The sequence below is a fragment of the Bacillus sp. FSL M8-0063 genome, assembly GCF_038005545.1.
GTDB classification, from domain to species: domain Bacteria; phylum Bacillota; class Bacilli; order Bacillales; family Bacillaceae_G; genus Bacillus_A; species Bacillus_A wiedmannii.
This window is the reverse complement of record NZ_JBBOTJ010000001.1, coordinates 2,606,169-2,625,781: the sequence shown is the minus strand read 5'-3', so window position 1 is coordinate 2,625,781 and position 19,613 is coordinate 2,606,169. Positions and strand designations below refer to the sequence as shown.

At 34.9% G+C, this 19,613-nt stretch carries 16 protein-coding genes and 1 pseudogene; 13 read left to right on the top strand and 4 right to left on the bottom strand.

Annotated elements, in window-relative coordinates:
- Window positions 1-209 precede the first annotated feature (209 nt).
- Window positions 210-869 carry a DUF1796 family putative cysteine peptidase gene (locus MKX31_RS13290; RefSeq protein WP_064475720.1) on the bottom strand — a complete coding sequence of 220 codons (660 nt, stop codon included), beginning with the start codon at window positions 867-869 and terminating at the stop codon, window positions 210-212.
- Window positions 870-1,316: 447 nt separating this feature from the next.
- On the opposite strand from MKX31_RS13290, the gene ppsA reads away from it, so the two are divergent.
- Window positions 1,317-3,923, top strand: coding sequence for a phosphoenolpyruvate synthase (gene ppsA, locus MKX31_RS13285; protein WP_098102036.1), 2,607 nt, complete (start codon window positions 1,317-1,319; stop codon window positions 3,921-3,923).
- Between the two features lie 55 nt (window positions 3,924-3,978).
- Here ppsA and MKX31_RS13280 read toward each other — a convergent pair whose 3' ends face one another.
- Window positions 3,979-4,596, bottom strand: a complete 618-nt coding sequence (locus MKX31_RS13280) for a TetR/AcrR family transcriptional regulator (protein ID WP_098102038.1) — start codon at window positions 4,594-4,596, stop codon at window positions 3,979-3,981.
- A 170-nt stretch (window positions 4,597-4,766) separates the two neighbouring features.
- On the opposite strand from MKX31_RS13280, the gene MKX31_RS13275 reads away from it, so the two are divergent.
- From MKX31_RS13275 to MKX31_RS13250, 6 genes are all read left to right on the top strand, one after another.
- Entirely contained in the window at window positions 4,767-5,948 is a 1,182-nt protein-coding gene (locus MKX31_RS13275) for a YhgE/Pip domain-containing protein (RefSeq protein ID WP_098102039.1), read from the top strand.
- A gap of 181 nt (window positions 5,949-6,129) precedes the next feature.
- Entirely contained in the window at window positions 6,130-6,564 is a 435-nt protein-coding gene (locus tag MKX31_RS13270; protein WP_098102041.1) for a ferritin-like domain-containing protein, read from the top strand.
- A gap of 166 nt (window positions 6,565-6,730) precedes the next feature.
- Complete coding sequence (locus tag MKX31_RS13265; RefSeq protein ID WP_064475715.1) at window positions 6,731-7,243, top strand: GNAT family N-acetyltransferase; 513 nt, start codon at window positions 6,731-6,733, stop codon at window positions 7,241-7,243.
- A gap of 3 nt (window positions 7,244-7,246) precedes the next feature.
- Window positions 7,247-8,125, top strand: a complete 879-nt coding sequence (locus tag MKX31_RS13260) for an aminoglycoside phosphotransferase family protein (protein ID WP_064475714.1) — start codon at window positions 7,247-7,249, stop codon at window positions 8,123-8,125.
- Between the two features lie 625 nt (window positions 8,126-8,750).
- Window positions 8,751-9,323 (top strand): histidine phosphatase family protein, encoded by a 573-nt coding sequence (locus MKX31_RS13255; RefSeq protein ID WP_340980964.1) that lies wholly within the window; start codon window positions 8,751-8,753, stop codon window positions 9,321-9,323.
- Between the two features lie 187 nt (window positions 9,324-9,510).
- Window positions 9,511-9,894: a hypothetical protein gene (locus tag MKX31_RS13250; protein WP_064475712.1), complete on the top strand. Its 384-nt coding sequence runs from the start codon at window positions 9,511-9,513 to the stop codon at window positions 9,892-9,894.
- A gap of 257 nt (window positions 9,895-10,151) precedes the next feature.
- On the opposite strand, the pseudogene MKX31_RS13245 reads toward MKX31_RS13250, so the two are convergent.
- Window positions 10,152-11,524: pseudogene (locus MKX31_RS13245) on the bottom strand (IS4 family transposase); the annotation flags it as partial.
- Window positions 11,525-11,840: 316 nt separating this feature from the next.
- Here MKX31_RS13245 and MKX31_RS13240 point away from each other — a divergent pair.
- The 5 genes from MKX31_RS13240 (at window position 11,841) to MKX31_RS13220 (ending at window position 17,939) form a co-directional block, all read left to right on the top strand.
- Window positions 11,841-12,647, top strand: coding sequence for an exosporium leader peptide-containing protein (locus MKX31_RS13240; protein WP_340980963.1), 807 nt, complete (start codon window positions 11,841-11,843; stop codon window positions 12,645-12,647).
- A 647-nt stretch (window positions 12,648-13,294) separates the two neighbouring features.
- Window positions 13,295-14,623 (top strand): YjiH family protein, encoded by a 1,329-nt coding sequence (locus MKX31_RS13235; RefSeq protein WP_340980962.1) that lies wholly within the window; start codon window positions 13,295-13,297, stop codon window positions 14,621-14,623.
- Window positions 14,624-15,085: 462 nt separating this feature from the next.
- Window positions 15,086-15,673, top strand: coding sequence for a GNAT family N-acetyltransferase (locus tag MKX31_RS13230; RefSeq protein ID WP_064475709.1), 588 nt, complete (start codon window positions 15,086-15,088; stop codon window positions 15,671-15,673).
- Between the two features lie 330 nt (window positions 15,674-16,003).
- On the top strand, window positions 16,004-16,636 hold the full coding sequence (locus MKX31_RS13225) for a YdcF family protein (protein WP_000662228.1): 633 nt from the start codon (window positions 16,004-16,006) through the stop codon (window positions 16,634-16,636).
- A gap of 154 nt (window positions 16,637-16,790) precedes the next feature.
- On the top strand, window positions 16,791-17,939 hold the full coding sequence (locus MKX31_RS13220) for an acyl-CoA dehydrogenase family protein (protein ID WP_222655290.1): 1,149 nt from the start codon (window positions 16,791-16,793) through the stop codon (window positions 17,937-17,939).
- Between the two features lie 197 nt (window positions 17,940-18,136).
- On the opposite strand, the gene MKX31_RS13215 is transcribed toward MKX31_RS13220, so the two are convergent.
- On the bottom strand, window positions 18,137-18,607 hold the full coding sequence (locus MKX31_RS13215; protein ID WP_222655291.1) for a DinB family protein: 471 nt from the start codon (window positions 18,605-18,607) through the stop codon (window positions 18,137-18,139).
- 69 nt (window positions 18,608-18,676) lie between these two features.
- Between MKX31_RS13215 and MKX31_RS13210 the strand changes: the two genes are divergently transcribed.
- Window positions 18,677-19,405, top strand: a complete 729-nt coding sequence (locus MKX31_RS13210; RefSeq protein ID WP_064475706.1) for an ArsR/SmtB family transcription factor — start codon at window positions 18,677-18,679, stop codon at window positions 19,403-19,405.
- Window positions 19,406-19,613: the final 208 nt, after the last annotated feature.

Sequence of the window (19,613 nt, the reverse complement as noted above, 5' to 3'; positions counted from 1 at the left end):
AGGCTCATCTTTAAGCTTATGCCTAGAACGATTCGTTCATCTACCAATCGTTCTGGTGGGGAAATATGGAATGTTATGCATTTGTATGTTCTTAGAGAAAGGTTAATAATCTTATTTTTAATGAATGTACCGAAATAAATTTTTTCCTTAAGCGTGTGAAAAGCGATAGCCCCACTGTTCATTATTTAAGCTATATTATTAGCTACTTATTATTTTGAGTTTAGGTGTATATCTTTTAAGAGGATATACCAAGTTCTTTTATTTAGATAATTACTTGAAACTTGAATGGGAAAAACATGATCAAGCCCCCATTCTAATTCGTTTATTTCATTTTCAAGTCCTGTTGGATAGAGGAAAAGGATCTTAAAATTATTTTTAACAATATTTGATAAAACTGTTTGTAATTCTAGCGCTTCAGTCAAGTTTCCGCCCCATCTAACAAATAAAATGGATTGTGAATTATGCATTTTTTTGTAAAGATTATCAATTCTTCGATCTAATTTTTGTTTAAAATCATGGTATGTGATGAACCAATCTTCATTTGGAATAACAGGGAAATCATGATAAGATGTCACGTTATATTTTGTATCTTTTATAATATGAGAAAAAACAGGTTGTATCACGCCATCATTAAACACAACATTTTGATCCGGCATTGCGTGCATGTTTTTTAACTCCATAAAGTCTATAAAATTATTTTTCAATAATTCGTTGATAGAAGAAAGATTCGGTGATACAAACCAATCTAGAGGACCTGAATATTTCCGCAACCTATATTTTTTTAGATGAATAGCAGTATAACAATTTTCTCCTAAACTAATAACATCATCATAAATTCCTTGAAGCTTTTTCATTTCCAATACAATCATCCTTTTTCAGAAAAATTAGTAGGTATATATAAATTCTAAAAAGCATTATTATGACACCGAACATGCTTTTGAAAAATAGGAGAACTGATTCATTATAAATAATATATGTATGTATAAAAACTCCTGTGAAAAGGCTCACAGGAGGATAAAATAAAGCATATTTCGGGTTAGATACCATTTGTTGAGGTAAGAATTGTGTGTGATAATGAATGGCGTTTCTATATATAAAGGGGAAAAAGCAGAAATACATTGAAGTTAGTTGTGAATAAATTATAATTTAAAATTGAGCGGAAATAAGAAGCCCCAGTTGCTGTTGTTCAACTGGGGCTTCTTATTAATCTCTTCCTAACTTAATTATATCATGTAAATCAAGTTCGAAATAGACTGTTTATTCGTATTTACTACTGCTACAATCAAGAACACATGCATAGTAAGGAGAGATGGTAAATGAGTTCTTTCGTTCTCGATTTTCAGGAAATAAAAAACGCGCAGCTTTCACTCGTTGGTGGAAAAGGATTAAATTTAGGGGAGTTATCCAAAATTCAAGGGATACAAGTGCCAGAAGGATTTTGTGTTACAACGGTAGGATATGAAAAGGCCATCGAGCAAAATGAAGAGCTTCAAACTTTGTTGCAGCAGCTAACAAAGTTGAAACGTGAAGAGCGAGCTCAAATTGGTGAAATCAGTAAGGAAATTAGAGAAAGCATTATGGCAGTGGAAATTCCAGTTGATGTAGTGGAATCAGTAGCTCATTATCTCTCACGTTTTGGAAATGAACATGCGTATGCGGTGCGTTCTAGTGCTACGGCTGAAGATTTACCGTATGCCTCGTTTGCTGGTCAACAAGATACGTATTTAAATATTATCGGAGAAGAAGCGATTTTGCAGCATGTAAGAAAGTGCTGGGCTTCTTTATTTACAGAGCGAGCAGTTATGTACCGCATGCAAAATGGTTTTGAACATAATCAAGTTTCTATATGTGTTGTCGTTCAAAAAATGGTTTTCCCTAAGGCTTCGGGTATTTTATTTACGGCTGATCCGGTTACCTCTAACCGAAAGGTGTTATCCATTGATGCCAGTTTTGGACTTGGTGAGGCGTTAGTATCAGGACTGGTTTCTGCCGATAATTATAAAGTAAAAGAAGGCGAAATTACCGGAAAGATGATAGCGACTAAAAAATTAGCTATTTATGCTTTAAAAGAGGGCGGAACGGAGACGAAACAGATTGATCCGGCTCAGCAAAAAATTCAAACATTGTCTGAACAACAAATTTTACAACTAGCACAGATCGGAAGACAGATTGAAGCCTATTTTGGTTGTCCACAAGATATTGAATGGTGTTTAGTGGATGATACATTTTATATTGTCCAAAGTCGCCCAATCACGACTTTATATCCAATACCAGAAGTAAATGATGGGGAAAATCATGTGTATGTATCGGTTGGTCACCAGCAAATGATGACCGATCCTTTGAAGCCATTAGGAATGTCTTTATTCCAGTTAACATCTTTTGGACAGAGGTTTCAAGCTGGAGGAAGGTTGTTTGTAGATGTTGCACAAAGATTGGCTTCGCCTACTAGTAGAGAACTTTTATTAAATATGATAGGGAATTCGGAACCACTTATTAAAGATGCATTAACGACTGTAGTCGAGCGAGATGATTTTATTACATTGTTACGAGATGATGAAAAAGAAAAGAGTGTTGGTAAAAGTGGACCACCTGCAAGTTCGCAACCACAAGTCGAAAACAATCCAGCAATCGTTACGGATTTAATAAAGAGGAATCAAGCATCAATCGAAGAGTTAAAACGAAACATGCAAACGAAATCAGGAGTGGATGTACTTGATTTTATTTTGGAAGATATTCAGCAATTAAAGAAAATATTATTTCATCCACAAAGTATGGCTGTCATTATGGCAGGTATGGATGCTTCAACATGGATCAATGAAAAAATGGAGCAATGGCTAGGCGAAAAGAATGCAGCAGACACACTTTCTCAATCCGTACAAAATAATATTACGTCTGAAATGGGGCTAGCATTACTCGATGTTGCTGATGTGATTCGGCCATATCCAGAAGTTATTGCGTATTTACAACATGTAGAAAATGATAACTTTTTAGATGAATTAGTTCAATTTAAAGGCGGAGAAAAAGCTCGAGATGCCATTCTAACTTTTCTAAATAAATACGGAATGAGATGTAGCGGAGAAATCGATATTACGAAAACGCGCTGGAGTGAAAAGCCAACAACCATGATCCCAATAATTTTAAATAATATAAGAGACTTTGAAGTTGGTGCGAGTAAGCGGAAGTTTGAAGAGGGACTGCAGGAAGCTTTGGAAAAAGAAGAAGAGTTATTAGATCGATTACAGCACTTGCCGGATGGAAAACAAAAAGTAGAAGAGACAAAGCGTATGATTCGTAACATCCGTAATTGTATCGGTTATCGTGAATATCCAAAATACGGCATGATTAATCGTTATTTTATATATAAGCAGGCATTACTGAAAGAAGCGGAGCAACTTGTGCAAAATAACGTTATTAATGAAATAGAAGATATATATTATCTAACTTTTGAAGAACTTCACGAAGTCGTTCGCACGAATAAACTAGATTATGAGCTTATTCATAAGCAAAAAAATGATTACAAATTATATGAAAAACTAACGCCTCCGCGTGTGATGACGTCTGATGGAGAAATCATTACAGGTAAATATAAACGAGAAAACCTCCCAGCTGACGCGATTGTAGGTTTGCCTGTTTCTTCAGGAGTTATAGAGGGAAGAGCTCGCGTTATTTTAAACATGGAAGATGCGAATTTAGAAGATGGAGATATATTAGTTACTGCTTTTACTGACCCGGGCTGGACACCGTTATTTGTGTCTATAAAAGGATTAGTTACCGAAGTTGGCGGGCTCATGACGCACGGGGCAGTGATTGCACGTGAATACGGATTACCAGCAGTCGTTGGAGTAGAGAATGCTACGAAATTAATAAAAGACGGTCAACGAATTCGTGTACATGGAACAGAAGGGTATATTGAAGTGTTGTAATGAAACAAAAGATCATCCGCTATTATAGTGGATGATCTTTTATTATATAGCTGACTTATTTCTTTAAACCAGCTGCATAAAAAGGTCCATGAACTGCGATTGTTGATAAAATACGAGCAATTTCCTCAGGTGTTTCTTTTTGCCCGGTATTTAACCATTGCTGAATGACACCTATATGAGCAGATGCCATATAAGAAGCTAAATATTGGCTTGGGACAAGTAAATTCTCCTTATTAATGAGAGCACCATTTGTATCTTCAAATAGTGTTTTCCACATAAAGTCTTTCAGTTTTGTTTGGAAAGATAAATCACCTTTTGGACTTAATACAGCTTTCATAAAATCACTATTTTCATTTAGAAATTCAAGAATAGAAGTGATAAGTATAAACGGCATTGTTGGGGAAGGATTTGACCCAAGATCAGCAATAACTTCAGGTAATCTCTGTTTGGCAATGCTAGAAAACTCATACATAATTTCTTCTTGGCATTTCGTCATTAAATCAAATTTATCTTGATAATGCGCATAGAAAGTACCGCGATTCATGTTTGCTTTCGTTGTAATATCTTTCACTGTAATGGCGTCAAAACCTTTTTCTTCAATTAATTCGACCAATGCATTTCGTATCGCAGTTTTCGTACGAATAACGCGTAAATCTAAATTACTATCACGCAAAGTATGTCCCTCCTTCTTTTTAGCCAACACATTTCAAAGATGTGTCTTATAACCGACACATTCACGATTTTTGATTATTGTATAAGGTTCAACTCGAACATATAATTCAAATATAAATAAACAACACGTTGTTGGTTATTATAAATCAAATTATAGGAGGAGAAAAGAAAATGTTTAAAAATAAACTTTTATTATTATCACCGGTTATTGCACTACTTGTAGTTTTTATTTTTTCATTAACGTTATTTCCAACCGTTCAACCTCAGCCGAAAAATTTGCCAATCGCAATTGTAAATGAGGATCAAGGAGTAGAAATTCCGAATCAATCGAAGATGAATATGGGGCAAACGATTGTTGATAATATGAAAAAGACATCAAAATCAGAGGAAGAACCTGCGGTGAAGTGGGTAGAAGTGAAAAATAAAGAAGCAGTTCAAAAAGGCTTAAATAATCAAGAGTATTACGCAGCATTAGTTATTCCGAAAGACTTTAGCACAAAACAAGCATCATTACGAACACCACAGCCATCTTCGCCAGAGATAGAAATATTCATAAACCAAGGAATGAATACAGCGGCATCAACTATGGCAGGGCAAATATTAAATGGGGTAGTTGATAATATGAACAATACTGTTCGTACACAACTATTAGAAGGATTGAAAGCAAAAGGAACTACGTTAACAGCAGATCAAGTTTCAAATGTAGTCACACCGATTGCAAAGAAAGTGACAAATGTGAATGAAGTCGGCAAAAATAGTGCGAACGGTAACTCGCCAATGTCTTTATTCCAGCCGTTATGGATTGCAAGTTTAGCGAGCTCAGCAATTATCTTTATTGCGATAAGTAAAATGCCAGTAGGTACAAGAAAAGAAAACTTCGTATTAAAACTAAAACAAATAATAACAGGAGCTGTCGCGGCACTTGTAATTGGATTTGGCCTTACATGGATTGCGGATGGAATGGTAGGATTAAATATTTCTAATTTCACTGATACGGCACTGTTTTTAACTATTACGTCCTTTAGTTTCTTCTTAATGATATCGGCCGTACTTTCAATAGTTGGGTTAAAAGGAATTGGTGTATTCGCACTCTTACTTTTCTTTGGGGCACCGTTATTATCGTTAGCACCGGAAATGTTGTCACCATTTTATCAAGACTGGGTGTACGCATGGTTGCCAATGCGATTTATGATTGAAGGACTTAGAGAAATATTCTTCTTTGGAAAAGGGTTAAGCTGGAGTACACCCCTTACTGTGCTCGTTTGGATTGGTGTGGTAAGTATGATGATTATTTTAGCGACTGCTTTCAAACGTAGTGTAGTGAAGGAACATAAAACGGAAGTAAATGCGTAAAATCAAACAACGTTTCACTAGGAGTGAAGCGTTGTTTGATTTTTATAAACTTATAGGGAAATCAAGTAGGACAGGTTTTTCTATATTTTATAGGGAATAGAAGATGCGGTATCATTTTATATACATGCTCCTGCTATTTCAAATTGCATAAAATGTTATGCGAAATAATGGAGGGGATACGATGTATAATTCGAATTATTATGATTCGTATAGGCAAAATGATAAGCTGATTCGTGATATTGAGAAAGCGATTAATGGAGAGTTTAGTGCTATAAATTGCTATGCGAAATTAGCTAAGATGGCTCCAAATGTGGCGGAACGAAATCAAATTCTTGAAATTCGAAACGATGAAATAAAGCATTTTCATCAGTTTGTACAAATCTATACAAATGTAACTGGCCAGCAGCCGAAACCACAAATTACGGAAGAATGTCCGAATACGTACTTACAAGGATTAGAATTCGCAATAGAAGATGAACAGAAGACAGTTGATTTCTATTTGGAAATTTCAGATGAGACATCGGATGCACATCTGAAAGAGTTGTTGCGCAGAATAGCTGCCGATGAACAAAATCATGCGGTGTGGTTTTTATATTATTTTGTGAAGTCGAAGTGAATGTTTAAGGAATTAAAACCGTTTCACTAGTAGTGGGCGGTTTTTTTGATGGAATACAAGTTGTAAAATAGATATCTTTGAAGGTGTAGTGGTTAATCTTGGTATATAATGTATAAAACGAAAATTAATAAAGAGAGAAGTAAGCATATGAAAGGAGAACAGAAATATGGAGAGAAATACAGTTAAAGAATATACAATTCGAACTGCTACTGAAGAGGAAAGCAATAGTATCATCACTCTATTAAAAGAAGTAGCACAGTGGCTACAACATAAAGAAGTGAATCAATGGCAGTATCTTTTAGGAGGAGAAGCTACAGTTGAAATATTAGAAGGCATAAGAGAGAAGTATACGTATGTTGTTATGAAAGAAGAGGAAATTGTCGGTACGATTACAGTATCTCCTAAACAAAATGATTGGGATGAACATATCTTTGGTAAAGAGGAAGTTTCTAATTCGTTATATATTCATAGATTTGCGGTGAAAAGAGAGTATAAGGGGAATGGAATAGGAGAACACATTTTACAGTGGATAGATGAGAATATGCAAAGTGATAAACAGTATTTGAAGTTAGATTGTGTTGGACATAACCGTACATTGAATGACTTTTATAAGAAAAATGGTTTTGAATATATCGGTAGTAAGGATGGACATAGTAAGTTTCAAAAGAGAAGAGGGTAGTGAATGAATCAAATTCATACTGATTTAGTTAAAAGGTTGATAGGGGAACAGTTTCCTGAATGGGCATATTTAGACGTGAAGCCTGTAAAGTTTAGTGGGCATGATAATAGAACGTTTCACCTAGGGGATGAGATGAGTGTCAGATTACCAAGTGATGCAGCGTATGCACCGCAAGTAGAGAAAGAAAATAAGTGGCTACCTATATTAAGTAAGGAGCTTTCTTTACCGATTTCTACACCAGTTGCGAAAGGTAATCCATCTGAATCGTATCCATGGCCTTGGTCTGTTAATAAATGGATAGAGGGAGAAACCGTTACGAAACAAAATGTTCGTGATTTAAATGAATTTGCAACGGACTTAGGATCATTTTTAGGAGAATTGCAATCCATTGATGCGAGTAACGGACCGATCGCTGGAGCGCATAATTTTTACCGAGGTGGGCTTATATCTGTATATGACGAAGAGGCGAGAGGTGCTATCGAAAATAATAAGGATGTTTTTGATGAAACAGTATTAAAGCATCTTTGGGATTTAGCACTTAAATCAACGTGGGAGCGCAAGCCAGTTTGGGTTCATGGGGATGTTGCACCAGGAAATTTACTCGTTAAGGACGGAAAGCTTTGCGCCGTAATTGATTTTGGTATTTTAGGAGTAGGAGATCCAGCTTGTGATGCAGCGATGGCATGGACGTTTTTTGATAAAAGTAGTAGAAAAATATTTAAAGAAGTATTACAAATAGATGAAGAAACGTGGAATAGAGCAAGAGGATGGGCACTTTGGAAAGCGTTAATTACATATGATGCGAATAAGGCAAGTAATAAGATAGTGGCAGAAGAATCGTATCGTGTCATTCAAGTGATTGTGGATGATTATGGGGATTAATAGAAAAAGCCTCTTTTGTTTGTAGGATTCAAAAGAGGCCTTTTCTATTAATTGATACTTAGAATTATTTATTATAAAAGTGTTCATTTCTGTAAATATGCACTGTTTTTTAGAAAGGGAGATGTTTGCAGCTTTATGCTATTTATTTTGGGGTTATTCCTACTAGAATTTGCTTGCTAGTATGTGCTTGATTTTCTCTAGAGGTGGTTTTAAATTTATACTATTTGATTAACAGGTTGAATAGAGGGACAAATAAATCTTTAGCAGTAGAACCAACCGATAAGAGTGTATTAATTTTATCTATTCCGTTGTACAAACCCTAGTTCTTTAGCGAGGTTTTCCAGAAATTAAGGAGTAAGATGTTCATATAATTCTTCAGCAAATAATTGGAGTTCACTTTGAATCCAAAGATTCATAAAAAACATCATCTTTTCTAATCTAGCTTGTTTAGAAAGAATAATGCTTTTTTATACCAGAGGATAGTGAAAATTTCGCGTCTTTCTTACAAATATCGTGACTTTATTTCAAATTCACAGTTTTCTGTTATTTTTAAGGGGACTGAATTGGATATATATGCTAATATGAGAAAGGAATTGTAAAGGAACCTGGAAAAATGGAGGGAATTATGAAAACTTTCATATATATGGTGAGACATGGGGATTCACCGAAATCTGGAAAAGAAAAAACAAGAGGATTAACTGAAAAAGGAAAGTTAGATGTTCAACGAATAACAGATATATTACAAGGTGAGGGAATCGATGTTGTTATCTCAAGTCCATACAATCGTTCAATTCTAACTGTTCAGCAGTTAGCGAAGCAAATAGGACAAGAAGTTTTAGTATTTGAAGACTTAAAAGAGAGAATCTTTATTGCTGAAGAGGAACGAATGTCGGATAAAGAATTATTCCCTTTAATAACAAAGTCATTTTTAGAACCCGACTTTGCTTTAACGGGAGGAGAGTCTAATGACGACTGTCAGAAGCGTGCTATAAAAGTCTTAAAAGAATTATTAAACACCTATCGAGGACAGAAAGTAGTATTAGGAACCCATGGAGCTGTTATGACTTTGATGTTGGGGTATTATGATAGTAAGTATGGTTTGAATTTTTTACTACAGACATCAAAACCAGATATATACGGAATGGAATTCAATGGACAGGAATTGGTGGAGATTAAAAGATTGTGGGAAATTGAATAGATTGACTTTATTCATCCGTAGCTTTTCCTAGTGACGTGTATTATAAACAATAGGGTTACTGCGGTAACTCTTTTTCTTATGGCACTAACGGGGGATTGAGTTCAACAATCTAAAAAATCCGGTTCCTTAGCATACAAAATTCGCGTTTTGTTCTTGCTACCTCGAGATGAAATGGGAGGGAATGTTTTTGGGCAGGATACTTTTAAAGTTATTTTTTAAATTGATCCTATTTTTTTTCTTATTTGGTATTGTTGTTTTTTCTATATTTCAGATTATGTTTGTCTGGAGTGTTTCGACAGGATTAGGAAGGGATGATATAGTCGGATTTTCTGATAATAAGTATGTAATTGGTCGTCCACCTGTTAGCTATAATTTATATAAAAAAGATAGTGGGGAAACTATATTAGATAATGTTATTGGTTATAAAAAAGGAAAAATGAAAAGCTATGTTCGGAATGAAATTGAATTTGCAGTGATAAATGAGATAAAGGGTAGCTATGAACTGTATAAAATAGAAAATGCTTTAGAAAAGGATATAGAACGGCTGAAAGAAATGAAGAAATTAGAATAAAAGAGACTATCTGAAAGGTAAAAATGTACGCCTATTATTGTTAAATCTAAAAAACGTTTTAGATTGATAACTGGATTTTATTTCATGAAAAGAGTCATTATTAAAGTAAAGTATTAGGGGTTCAGCCACATCGCTATCAAGCTAAGCCCGTGTTACGTCAATGATAAGCAAGATTGTTTCTTTTTTTCGAAAGTCTATACGTAGATGCTTTAAAGATTTGCATACGAAATAAACCCTAACGGGTTTCCTTTTTTGAATTAAGCTGCTTGGTTATCAGACATGGTACAATTATAAACGACACCTAATATATCAAAAACTGTTTTCTTCTCATACCTATGGGATTTTCGCCCGTTTTGCTGTAGGAGATTGAACAGGCGAAGTAACACCTTTGATAGCTCTTGGGTGTTTTTTTGTATAGTTTGGAATAGAAGAAAATAGTCTTTAATCATATATATGGCTTTATACTCACTAAGCTCTCGTTTTTTCTTCATGAGGAGCAATTGGCGCATTTGAAACATGATAGAAGAACAGAGTAGAATGGCAATCAATTGACCATATAAATAGCACTCCAATCGTTCTGGTTTTATCTTTTTACAATGATGGATTTGAAAGAATGACTTCCACGTTTTAAATAAAATTTCGATTTGCCAACGCAAAGAATACCAATTATGTACCTGTCCCATCGGGACAATATCTGTAGGGGTGTTGGTCATATATACATTGATACCACTGAGTCGTTTACTACGAGGAGAATACTTCATTCCTTTCTTTTTTTCTCTTACAACTTGATCTTGTAATCGTTTCTTTGTTGTTCTTTTGTTAGTCGATGAACAATCACACGAGTTGGGACTTTATCAGTCATTCCTACATAAGCATCAGCTATTTCACATGTTTGTCCTGGTTGAAGGGAGCTCATTAACGTCTCCATATCTATCTGTATATACTCTGTACCTTTCTTAATTCTTCCGTCTTGAAAATAATCAGGGTTAGGATTTTTTTGATAAATACGTGTATTCGACTTGATACGAGAGATATAGTAGGCCTCTTTATCTTGTATATATTGAAGGTCTTTTAAATGAAAATAACCTAAATCTCGGATACATAAATCATTCGCTGTCACAGTTGGGGCACACAGAGAGCCGTAAGTGCGATCATGTTGTTTACCTGGACCTGTATGAATATGTAGAAATTGTCCACTTAACAAATCATACTCAAGTTAAATTTTTATCCCAGCTGTATGGCTGCATCCTCCTGCACCTGGATAAACCGATGAAAATATATCCGGAAGTTGAAATGCAGTTGAATCAAAAATACGAATACGCTTGAAAACAGAAGTGTATGGAGAAGAAATCTGCATAGATGCGGCCAATTTTTTGCTTAGTAGTTCGGCTAGTAGGTGTTGTAAAAGTTGGACGGCCGCCTTATTAAACCGTTGATTCAGTCCCTCAGGACTGATGAGTACTTCTGTTGATGCTTCTAAACAGCTAGATAACTGAGTTAAAGAAGTCATAGCTATATTTTGGCTCAACCATACACATAAAGCTACTAAATCTTTTGCTTGGTACTTACTGGTTCGTTGTACAAAGCCAACATCTTTTGCAAGATCCCGTAAGGTATTTGGAGATAAAAAACGCCATCCTTTCCTATGATTCTACAGAAAGAATAGCGTATTTTTTCTACTTAGGGCTATTAAAATCGCTTAATTTGATAGGCATGTTGTGAAATGCCCACAAGAACAGGCTTCATTAAAATTCTATATACCTCTTTCGAATGGGTGCACTCTTTGCGTCAGAACCAAATTTACTATTAATACACAAATACTATCATTGGATCATCACAAAACACACAATAGTAAAGATGTAGCATATTATATAGTGATAAATAAATTTTATGGAGGCTAATTGTATATATTCCTATAATAAAGTATATCTGTAGGAGGTAGTTACATGTTTGATAAAAACAAAATACTTCAAGCTAATGCATTTAATTCAAATTTAATTGGTCCTACACTTCCACCAATTCCACCATTTACTCTACCAACAGGCCCAACGGGAGGGACAGGCCCTACAGGAGCAACAGGAGTAACAGGTTCAACAGGTCCAACGGGAGCAACAGGAGTAACAGGTTCAACAGGTCCAACGGGAGCAACAGGAGTAACAGGTTCAACAGGTCCAACAGGAGTAACAGGTTCAACAGGAGTAACAGGTTCAACAGGAGCAACAGGAGCAACAGGAGTAACAGGTTCAACAGGTCCAACAGGAGCAACTGAAGGTTGCCTTTGTGATTGCTGTGTTTTACCTATGCAGAATGTTTTACAACAACTTATTGGGGAAACAGTGCTTCTTGGCACTATTGCAGATGCACCAAACGCTCCACCACTTTTCTTTTTATTTACTATTACTTCTGTAAATGATTTTTTAGTTACAGTTACAGATGGTTCCACATCCTTTGTAGTCAATATTTCTGATGTAACAGGGGTAGGTTTTTTACCGCCGGGGCCATCTATAACATTACTTCCACCTGTAGACTTAGGATGTGAATGTGATTGTCGCGAACGACCAATTAGGGAATTACTAGATACGCTTATTGGTTCTACAGTGAATCTTTTAGCAAGTACTGGTTCTACTGCAGTAGATTTTAACGTGGAACAAACAGGTCTTGGTATAGTTCTAGGTACTTTACCTATAAATCCAACTACAATCGTTAGGTTTGCTATTTCAACCTGCAAAATTACAGCAGTAAACATTCTCTAAAATTTAGAGATGCATAATAAAAAATAGTATCAAATGCCCATCAACCCAACATTTTGAAGTACCCCCAAAATAAAAAATGTACATTTTCACCTGAGGATGCCAATTTTTTCGTTTTGGGGTATTTGCTTTTCTTAGCTTGATAGCGATGGGGTTCAGCCACATGTCCATCAAACTAACAGATAAAAATACCGTTTTTTTACACTTGAAGTTAATTAATATTTTTAAGTTGATGGGTATGGGGCGTCAACTGGGTCGACTATTATTGTATGCTTGATAACATATATAGCTTCTTTTACAAAGTTGCAATTTAGTTATATATCCTTTTTAATAGGCGGAAGTGTAATGGTTTATTTTTCTATTATTTATTCTGTAATGTTCCTTGGGACATGTATTCGATTATTATTACTCAAGTATTTTTATACGGTTACAGAAAATGACAAATGAATATAAATACCTATATTTTTTAATAATGTTTAATTGTGTTACATAAAATAACTCCTTCGTTGAATTTATATACTTATTATATAAATTTAGCAAGGAGTTTTTATATTGTTATACTTGGAGTCTTTATAATTAAATATTCAAAATCAATAGAAGGAATCTAACGAAAATATACAGAATATTTAGATAGTGGGAGGTGTCGAATTTTGAGTGAAATTGAATTAAAAAGGAATGTAATTAAGACAGGGAGTGAGAAGGGGACTATTCTTCGGTTTATACTCGCTAGTCTAGTTGGGGTGTTTATGTTTTTCGTACCAGTTACGATAAACGGTGCTTCGTCCATTATGATTGATCATATCGTTTCATGGATCAGGACTTCTGTTCCGAGCGTCGTACCTTATTACGCACTACTTGTTATGATAATGGGTGCGATTTATCCATTTTATACGAAAAAATGGAATGCATCTATCGTAGACATTTGTTTTTCTATTTTAAAAGTAATTGGTGTTGTCTTTGGTGTATTATATTGCTTGAAAGTAGGACCAGCTTGGTTCTTTGCACAAGATGTAGGGCCGTTTTTGTATGAAAAACTAGTAATATCGGTAAGTTTACTCGTTCCAATTGGCTCGGCTTTTTTAGCGTTATTAGTCGGGTACGGATTACTTGAATTTATCGGTACATTTTGCCGTCCGATTATGAGACCGTTATGGAAAACACCAGGACGATCAGCAATCGATGCGGTCGCTTCATTTGTGGGGAGTTATTCGCTTGCACTTCTTATCACGAACCGCGTGTATAAAGAAGGAAAGTATACGACAAAAGAAGCAGCGATTATCGCTACAGGTTTTTCTACAGTATCCGCAACATTTATGATCATCATCGCAAAAACATTAGACATTATGCATTTATGGAATGTTTATTTTTGGACTACTCTCGTTGTAACATTCATCGTAACTGCTATCACCGTAAGAATCCCGCCTCTTAGTAGAAAACCAGATACATATGTAACGGAAGAAGGGTTTCCAGAACCTGTTTATAAAGAGAAAATGCTAGAACGTGCTTGGGAAGATGCGTTAGAAGTATCAAAGTCTGCACCGAGTATTATGAAAAATATCGCAGTGAATTTAAAAGATGGATTTATTATGACGATGGGAATTTTACCATCCATTATGTCAGTAGGATTAATTGGTATCGTCTTAGCGAAATTCACGCCAATATTTGATTGGATCAGTTATATTTTCTATCCATTTACATGGCTATTACAATTACCAGAAGCAGAACTAGCTGCTAAAGCGGCATCCGTTGGTATCGCAGAAATGTTTTTACCTTCTCTTTTAGTTGTAAGTGCACCACTTGTGACAAAGTTTGTCATTGCGGTTGTTTCGGTATCATCTATATTGTTCTTCTCAGCTTCCATTCCTTGTATTTTATCGACAGACATTCCGTTAAAAGTATCAGAACTTATTATTCTCTACGTACAAAGAACGATTTTAACGTTACTTATTATTACACCGATTGCTTATTTGTTGCTTTAAAGTTTTTAACAGATAAAGCTATAAATAAAGAAGCCTTTTTACAGAAGGCTTCTTTTGTTTAAAAGCGGGCTACTCCCACATTACTATCAAGCTAAGAAAATCAAATATCCTAAAACGTGAAAATATACTATTTTCTGTTTTTGTGATGTTTTTATTTATTTTTTGAATATGACGTCATGCTTCTTAAGAAGATTCCTAGTCCTGCAAAAAAGAAACCTAAGCATAATAAGCTGCCTGGCGTTCCCCAAGTAATTTGATCTAGCATTTTTATCCCCTCCCGTTTATCATTATATAGAATTTATTGGGAATTATCAAAATTTTCCTTTTTAAAGGTTATTGATGAGCCTTCCTACCTTATACGAGAAGATTATATCTGAAAAGGAATTCTTTTAAAAAAATTCTATTATTCTTATAAAGCGTTTTTGTTTCGTATGATATAGTAACAACAAAGGGGGCTTACAAATGGAAATCATTCACGAAAGAGCAAAGTTACGGATAATAGATAGTGATGATGTCGAAACTTTGTTTTCGATTGTAGAAGGAAATCGGGATATTTGGGCGTATTTAATTTCTAAAATGGATAATGTGCAAGATATGCAACAATACGTTCAAAAAGCGATACAGGGTTATGGGAAGGGTACTCAAATACCTTTCGTTGTAGTGGATCAACAGACGAATACGATTGTAGGAAGTACACGTCTATATAATATTTCAGTAGAAGATAAAACAGTCGAGTTAGGACAAACGTGGTATCATCCAAGTGTGCAACGTACGAGTATCAATACAGAGTGTAAGTATATGCTTCTCCAGTATGCTTTTGAAAAACTGCGTATGCTGAGGGTACAAATTAAGACAGATGCAAGAAACGAAAATGCACAACGAGCAATTGAAAGGTTAGGTGCAGTTAAAGAAGGTGTGCTTAGAAATGAAAGGAAATTGCCAAGTGGACATGTGAGAGATGCGGTTGTGTATAGTATTATCGTAAGCGAATGGCCAGTTGTGAAAGCACGTTTATTAGAAAATTTAGAGTTGTATAAAGAAAAGTTATAATTCGTGTTTTGAAAGGTATATTGTTCGTGATGTATGAAAAATATACCTTTTTTCTTACAAAATGCTACTTTATTTTAATTCCTTTTGTTTCATCGTTCCCTTCTGAGAAAAAATTCGTTACAATGTAGTTGTATGGTAATAAACTTATGAATTTAAAACATGTAATGAAAACCGCAAATAAAAATGAATTGATAATCCTCAATTTTAAATGAAAACCCTTTTATACATAAATAACAAGTAAAGTTCCTTCTTTTAAATAAACTCAAACGAAACGATTTGATATAAATGTTTTTTTATAGAAGTATGGATGATGTACGGAGGCAATTACAAATGAAAGAAAATAAGAAGAGTAAGAAAAGACGAATCTTTCAAGTATTTTTACTAATGATTTGTTCTGCTATTTTATATGTAAGTTATGCAGCTTACGATATTTGGAGTTATCGTTTTAAAACAAATGATGGCGTGAAAACGGATGCTGGTATCGTACTAGGAGCAGCTTCTTGGAACGGAAAACCATCTCCTGTATTTAAAGAAAGAATTAATCATGCGATTTCTTTATATAAGAACGGAGATATTAAAAAGATTATTTTTACAGGTGGTACAAAGTTCGAGGCAGAACTTGAGGAAGCGCGTACTGCAAGAGTATATGCAATGAAACAAGGTGTAAAAGAGGAAGATATTTTAATTGAAACAAAATCCCTTTTCACAGAAGAAAACTTAAAGAATGCGAAGGAAGTTGGAATAGAGAACGGAATACGCACATACACGATTGTAAGTGATCCACTTCATATGAAACGCGCAATGAGAATCGCAAAACATATTAATATTGAAGCGTATGCTTCACCAACGCCGACATCAGCATATAAAACGTTAGATACAGAAATTCCATTCTTCTTTAAAGAATTATTCTCGTACATTGGATATGTAACCTCTTTGCCATTAAAGGCATTGAAGGGAGACTAATATAAGAAAAGAACCTATCTTTAAATAGGAACTTTTCTTATTAGTCAAAAACATTGTATTTTTATCGGAATAGTGAAACAATAGAGAGGTAGCTTCATATAATCATAATGAAAAAGTGAGCGGTTGATGAATCGAGCATAAAGGAGATTATAGTATGGCACTCTCATTTGTTGAAACAGAAGAACAATCTTTCATTATTGCACAAATAAATAAATTGCTTCCAAAGTTCATGGAAAGGGAGCATCAACTAAGTGAATTAGGGTCATTTCCGTATGAAAATATGAGTGATTTGAAAGATATCGGATATACGAAATTAACGTTACCAAAGGAATTTGGTGGTAGTGCGATTTCTTTATATGACTTCGTTTTATTTCAAGAGAAAATCGCGGAAGGCTGCGGAGCTACTGCATTATCAATTGGCTGGCATATTGGCATTGTGAAAGAGCTAGCGGAAAATCACTCTTGGAATGATGAGATGTTCAAATGGTTTTGCGAAGAAGTGCGTAACGGTGCACTCTTTAACCGGGCAGCAACAGAACCAAAAACAGGGAGTCCGACGCGTGGCGGTAAACCAGAAACAATAGCGGTTCAACAAGGCGAGAAGTGGATTATAAATGGAAGAAAAACTTTTACAACGATGGCGCCAATACTTGATTATTTTATTATTTCAGCGAGTATTGAAGGCCGAGAAGAAGTTGGTGAGTTTGTCATTCTGAGAAATACGCTCGGTGTATCCATTGAAGAAACGTGGGATAGCGTTGCGATGCGAGGGACTGCTAGTCATGACCTTGTCTTACAAAATGTAGAGATAGAAAGTCGCTTTTTTACAGATGTAAAGGGCGGGAAAGTGAAACAAAAGGGTATTGGCTGGTTGCTACATATACCAGCATGTTATTTAGGAATTGCACAATCAGCAAGAAATTATGCAGTTCAGTTTGCGGGATCATACAAGCCAAATAGTTTAAATCATTCTATTAGTTTATTGCCGAATGTTAGAAGATTAGTTGGAGAATTAGAACTTGAGCTTATGCAAGCTCGCGTCTTTTTATATCAAATTGCGAAAAAGTACGATGAAGCAGAGGATAAACTATCATTGCAAGCCGAATTAGCAGCAGTGAAATATGCCGTAACGAATGCGGCAATATCAATTGTAGATAAAGCAATGCGCATAGTAGGAGCAAAAAGTTTATCAGAAAAAAATCCACTTCATCGTTACTATTTAAACGTCAGAGCAGGATTACACAATCCGCCGATGGATGATGCAACACTATCTATATTAGCGGATGCGGCGTTTCAATCGTAGTTTTTTTAACTTATATTTTATTGTTTATGGACAATATAGTTGTTTTGAAAGCACGTGTTTGATTAATAATCGAACACGTGCTTTTTATGTGTGCGACGTATCAGATTGAGATGTAGATTTTTAGTATAAATGGTTATCATGATTTTGGATTGTTATTGGCTGAATGAATATGTATTGCAATGTTAGTTTGACAACTTTTAATCCCAAATTAAAGGTCTTTCCAAGTTTACCATTCGTAAATATTGTAAAAATTGACCTGTATGGACCGCATCATGATAGGCAATTCGTAATAGCATGTCCCCTAAATATCGTTGATAGCCAACATCGCTTCGATCAATAAGAGTTGAATCTAGCTCAGCTTTGTTTATGGATTGTACATATTCTATAAAGTCAGTAAAGTATACTTGTGCCAATTCAATTTCTTTTTTTACACAAGTAATTGGCTCGTCATCATACGGGATACGTATGTCATTTATTGAGCCGTTGTTTTTTAAAATCATATGATAATAAAAAGTTGAGCTCCATACATGACGAATCATCTCACCAAAGGACATAGCTTCATGATCAGGCTTCCAATTAAGAAAATTATCGGGAAGAGAATTCCATAATTTTTCTGAGCGCCTTCTCGTTTCTTTCAAATTTAATATACTAAGATCAATTGCATTCATAATACATTCTCCTTTACTATTAAACTTAAAATAATTGTATCAGTTTAATAGTTAGGGTATCATCGAAATATGAATGTATATCCGAATATCTCATATATAGCTAAACTAATTGCTGAACCTACAAGAGCAATTATCTTAGATTGTCTAATGAATAATCAGGCACTACCTGCTAGCGAATTGGCTTATATGGCAAAGGTGTCACATCCAACGATTAGTTCTCATCTTTCTAAATTAGTAGAGGGAAATCTACTTACAGTTGAACAACATGGTAGACATCGTTACTATCGACTTGCTAATCAAGAGGTAGCAGAAGTTCTTGAAAAGTTAGGAACAATTGCACCAACAGTCCAAGTTCGGTCTTTAAAACAATCGGATCAGCTAAAACAAATTCGTTATGCGCGAACTTGCTATGATCATCTTGCAGGCAGACTCGGTGTAGAGATAACTGAAAAATTACTACATAGGGAATTTATAATTTTAAAGGAAGGAGAATACATTGTAACGGAACAAGGTAAGGGGTGGTTTCTGAACTTTGGAATAAATATTGAAACGGCAGAGATAAAAAGGAGAGTATTTGCAAAACCTTGTCTTGATTGGAGTGAACGACGCTACCATATTTCTGGTTGGTTAGGATCTGCAATAGCAAAACTATTTTTTGAACAGGAATGGATTACAAAAACGGATAAGAGTCGGGCTGTCCATCTTACAAAAAAAGGTGTGAAGCTATTGAAAGATCAATTAGACATTGACATGGAAAATAAAAAAGTCAATCAAAATGCAATGCCTCCGGTCAAATAGATAGTATTAAATAACCTGAGTTCTATATTTATATAGACTCAGGTTATTTAATTTCTTTTAAAACCTTTGATGATATTTGCGTACAGCAACTTTAAGCTCATTCACTTTACAGAAAGAGGTTAAATGAAAACATAGTAGTTGAGGCAGTTCTATTAAATTATTAATCATATTACTTAAAAATTATGCGTAAGAATATAGTAAATGAAGG

Coding starts and splice junctions, on each gene's coding strand:
- ppsA (WP_098102036.1), top strand. CDS start 1,317: ATGAGTTCTTTCGTTCTCGATTTTCAGGAAATAAAAAACGCGCAGCTT.
- MKX31_RS13225 (WP_000662228.1), top strand. CDS start 16,004: ATGAAAGAAAATAAGAAGAGTAAGAAAAGACGAATCTTTCAAGTATTT.
- MKX31_RS13275 (WP_098102039.1), top strand. CDS start 4,767: ATGTTTAAAAATAAACTTTTATTATTATCACCGGTTATTGCACTACTT.
- MKX31_RS13215 (WP_222655291.1), bottom strand. CDS start 18,607: ATGAATGCAATTGATCTTAGTATATTAAATTTGAAAGAAACGAGAAGG.
- MKX31_RS13270 (WP_098102041.1), top strand. CDS start 6,130: ATGTATAATTCGAATTATTATGATTCGTATAGGCAAAATGATAAGCTG.
- MKX31_RS13220 (WP_222655290.1), top strand. CDS start 16,791: ATGGCACTCTCATTTGTTGAAACAGAAGAACAATCTTTCATTATTGCA.
- MKX31_RS13265 (WP_064475715.1), top strand. CDS start 6,731: ATGGAGAGAAATACAGTTAAAGAATATACAATTCGAACTGCTACTGAA.
- MKX31_RS13255 (WP_340980964.1), top strand. CDS start 8,751: ATGAAAACTTTCATATATATGGTGAGACATGGGGATTCACCGAAATCT.
- MKX31_RS13290 (WP_064475720.1), bottom strand. CDS start 869: ATGATTGTATTGGAAATGAAAAAGCTTCAAGGAATTTATGATGATGTT.
- MKX31_RS13260 (WP_064475714.1), top strand. CDS start 7,247: ATGAATCAAATTCATACTGATTTAGTTAAAAGGTTGATAGGGGAACAG.
- MKX31_RS13210 (WP_064475706.1), top strand. CDS start 18,677: ATGAATGTATATCCGAATATCTCATATATAGCTAAACTAATTGCTGAA.
- MKX31_RS13240 (WP_340980963.1), top strand. CDS start 11,841: ATGTTTGATAAAAACAAAATACTTCAAGCTAATGCATTTAATTCAAAT.
- MKX31_RS13230 (WP_064475709.1), top strand. CDS start 15,086: ATGGAAATCATTCACGAAAGAGCAAAGTTACGGATAATAGATAGTGAT.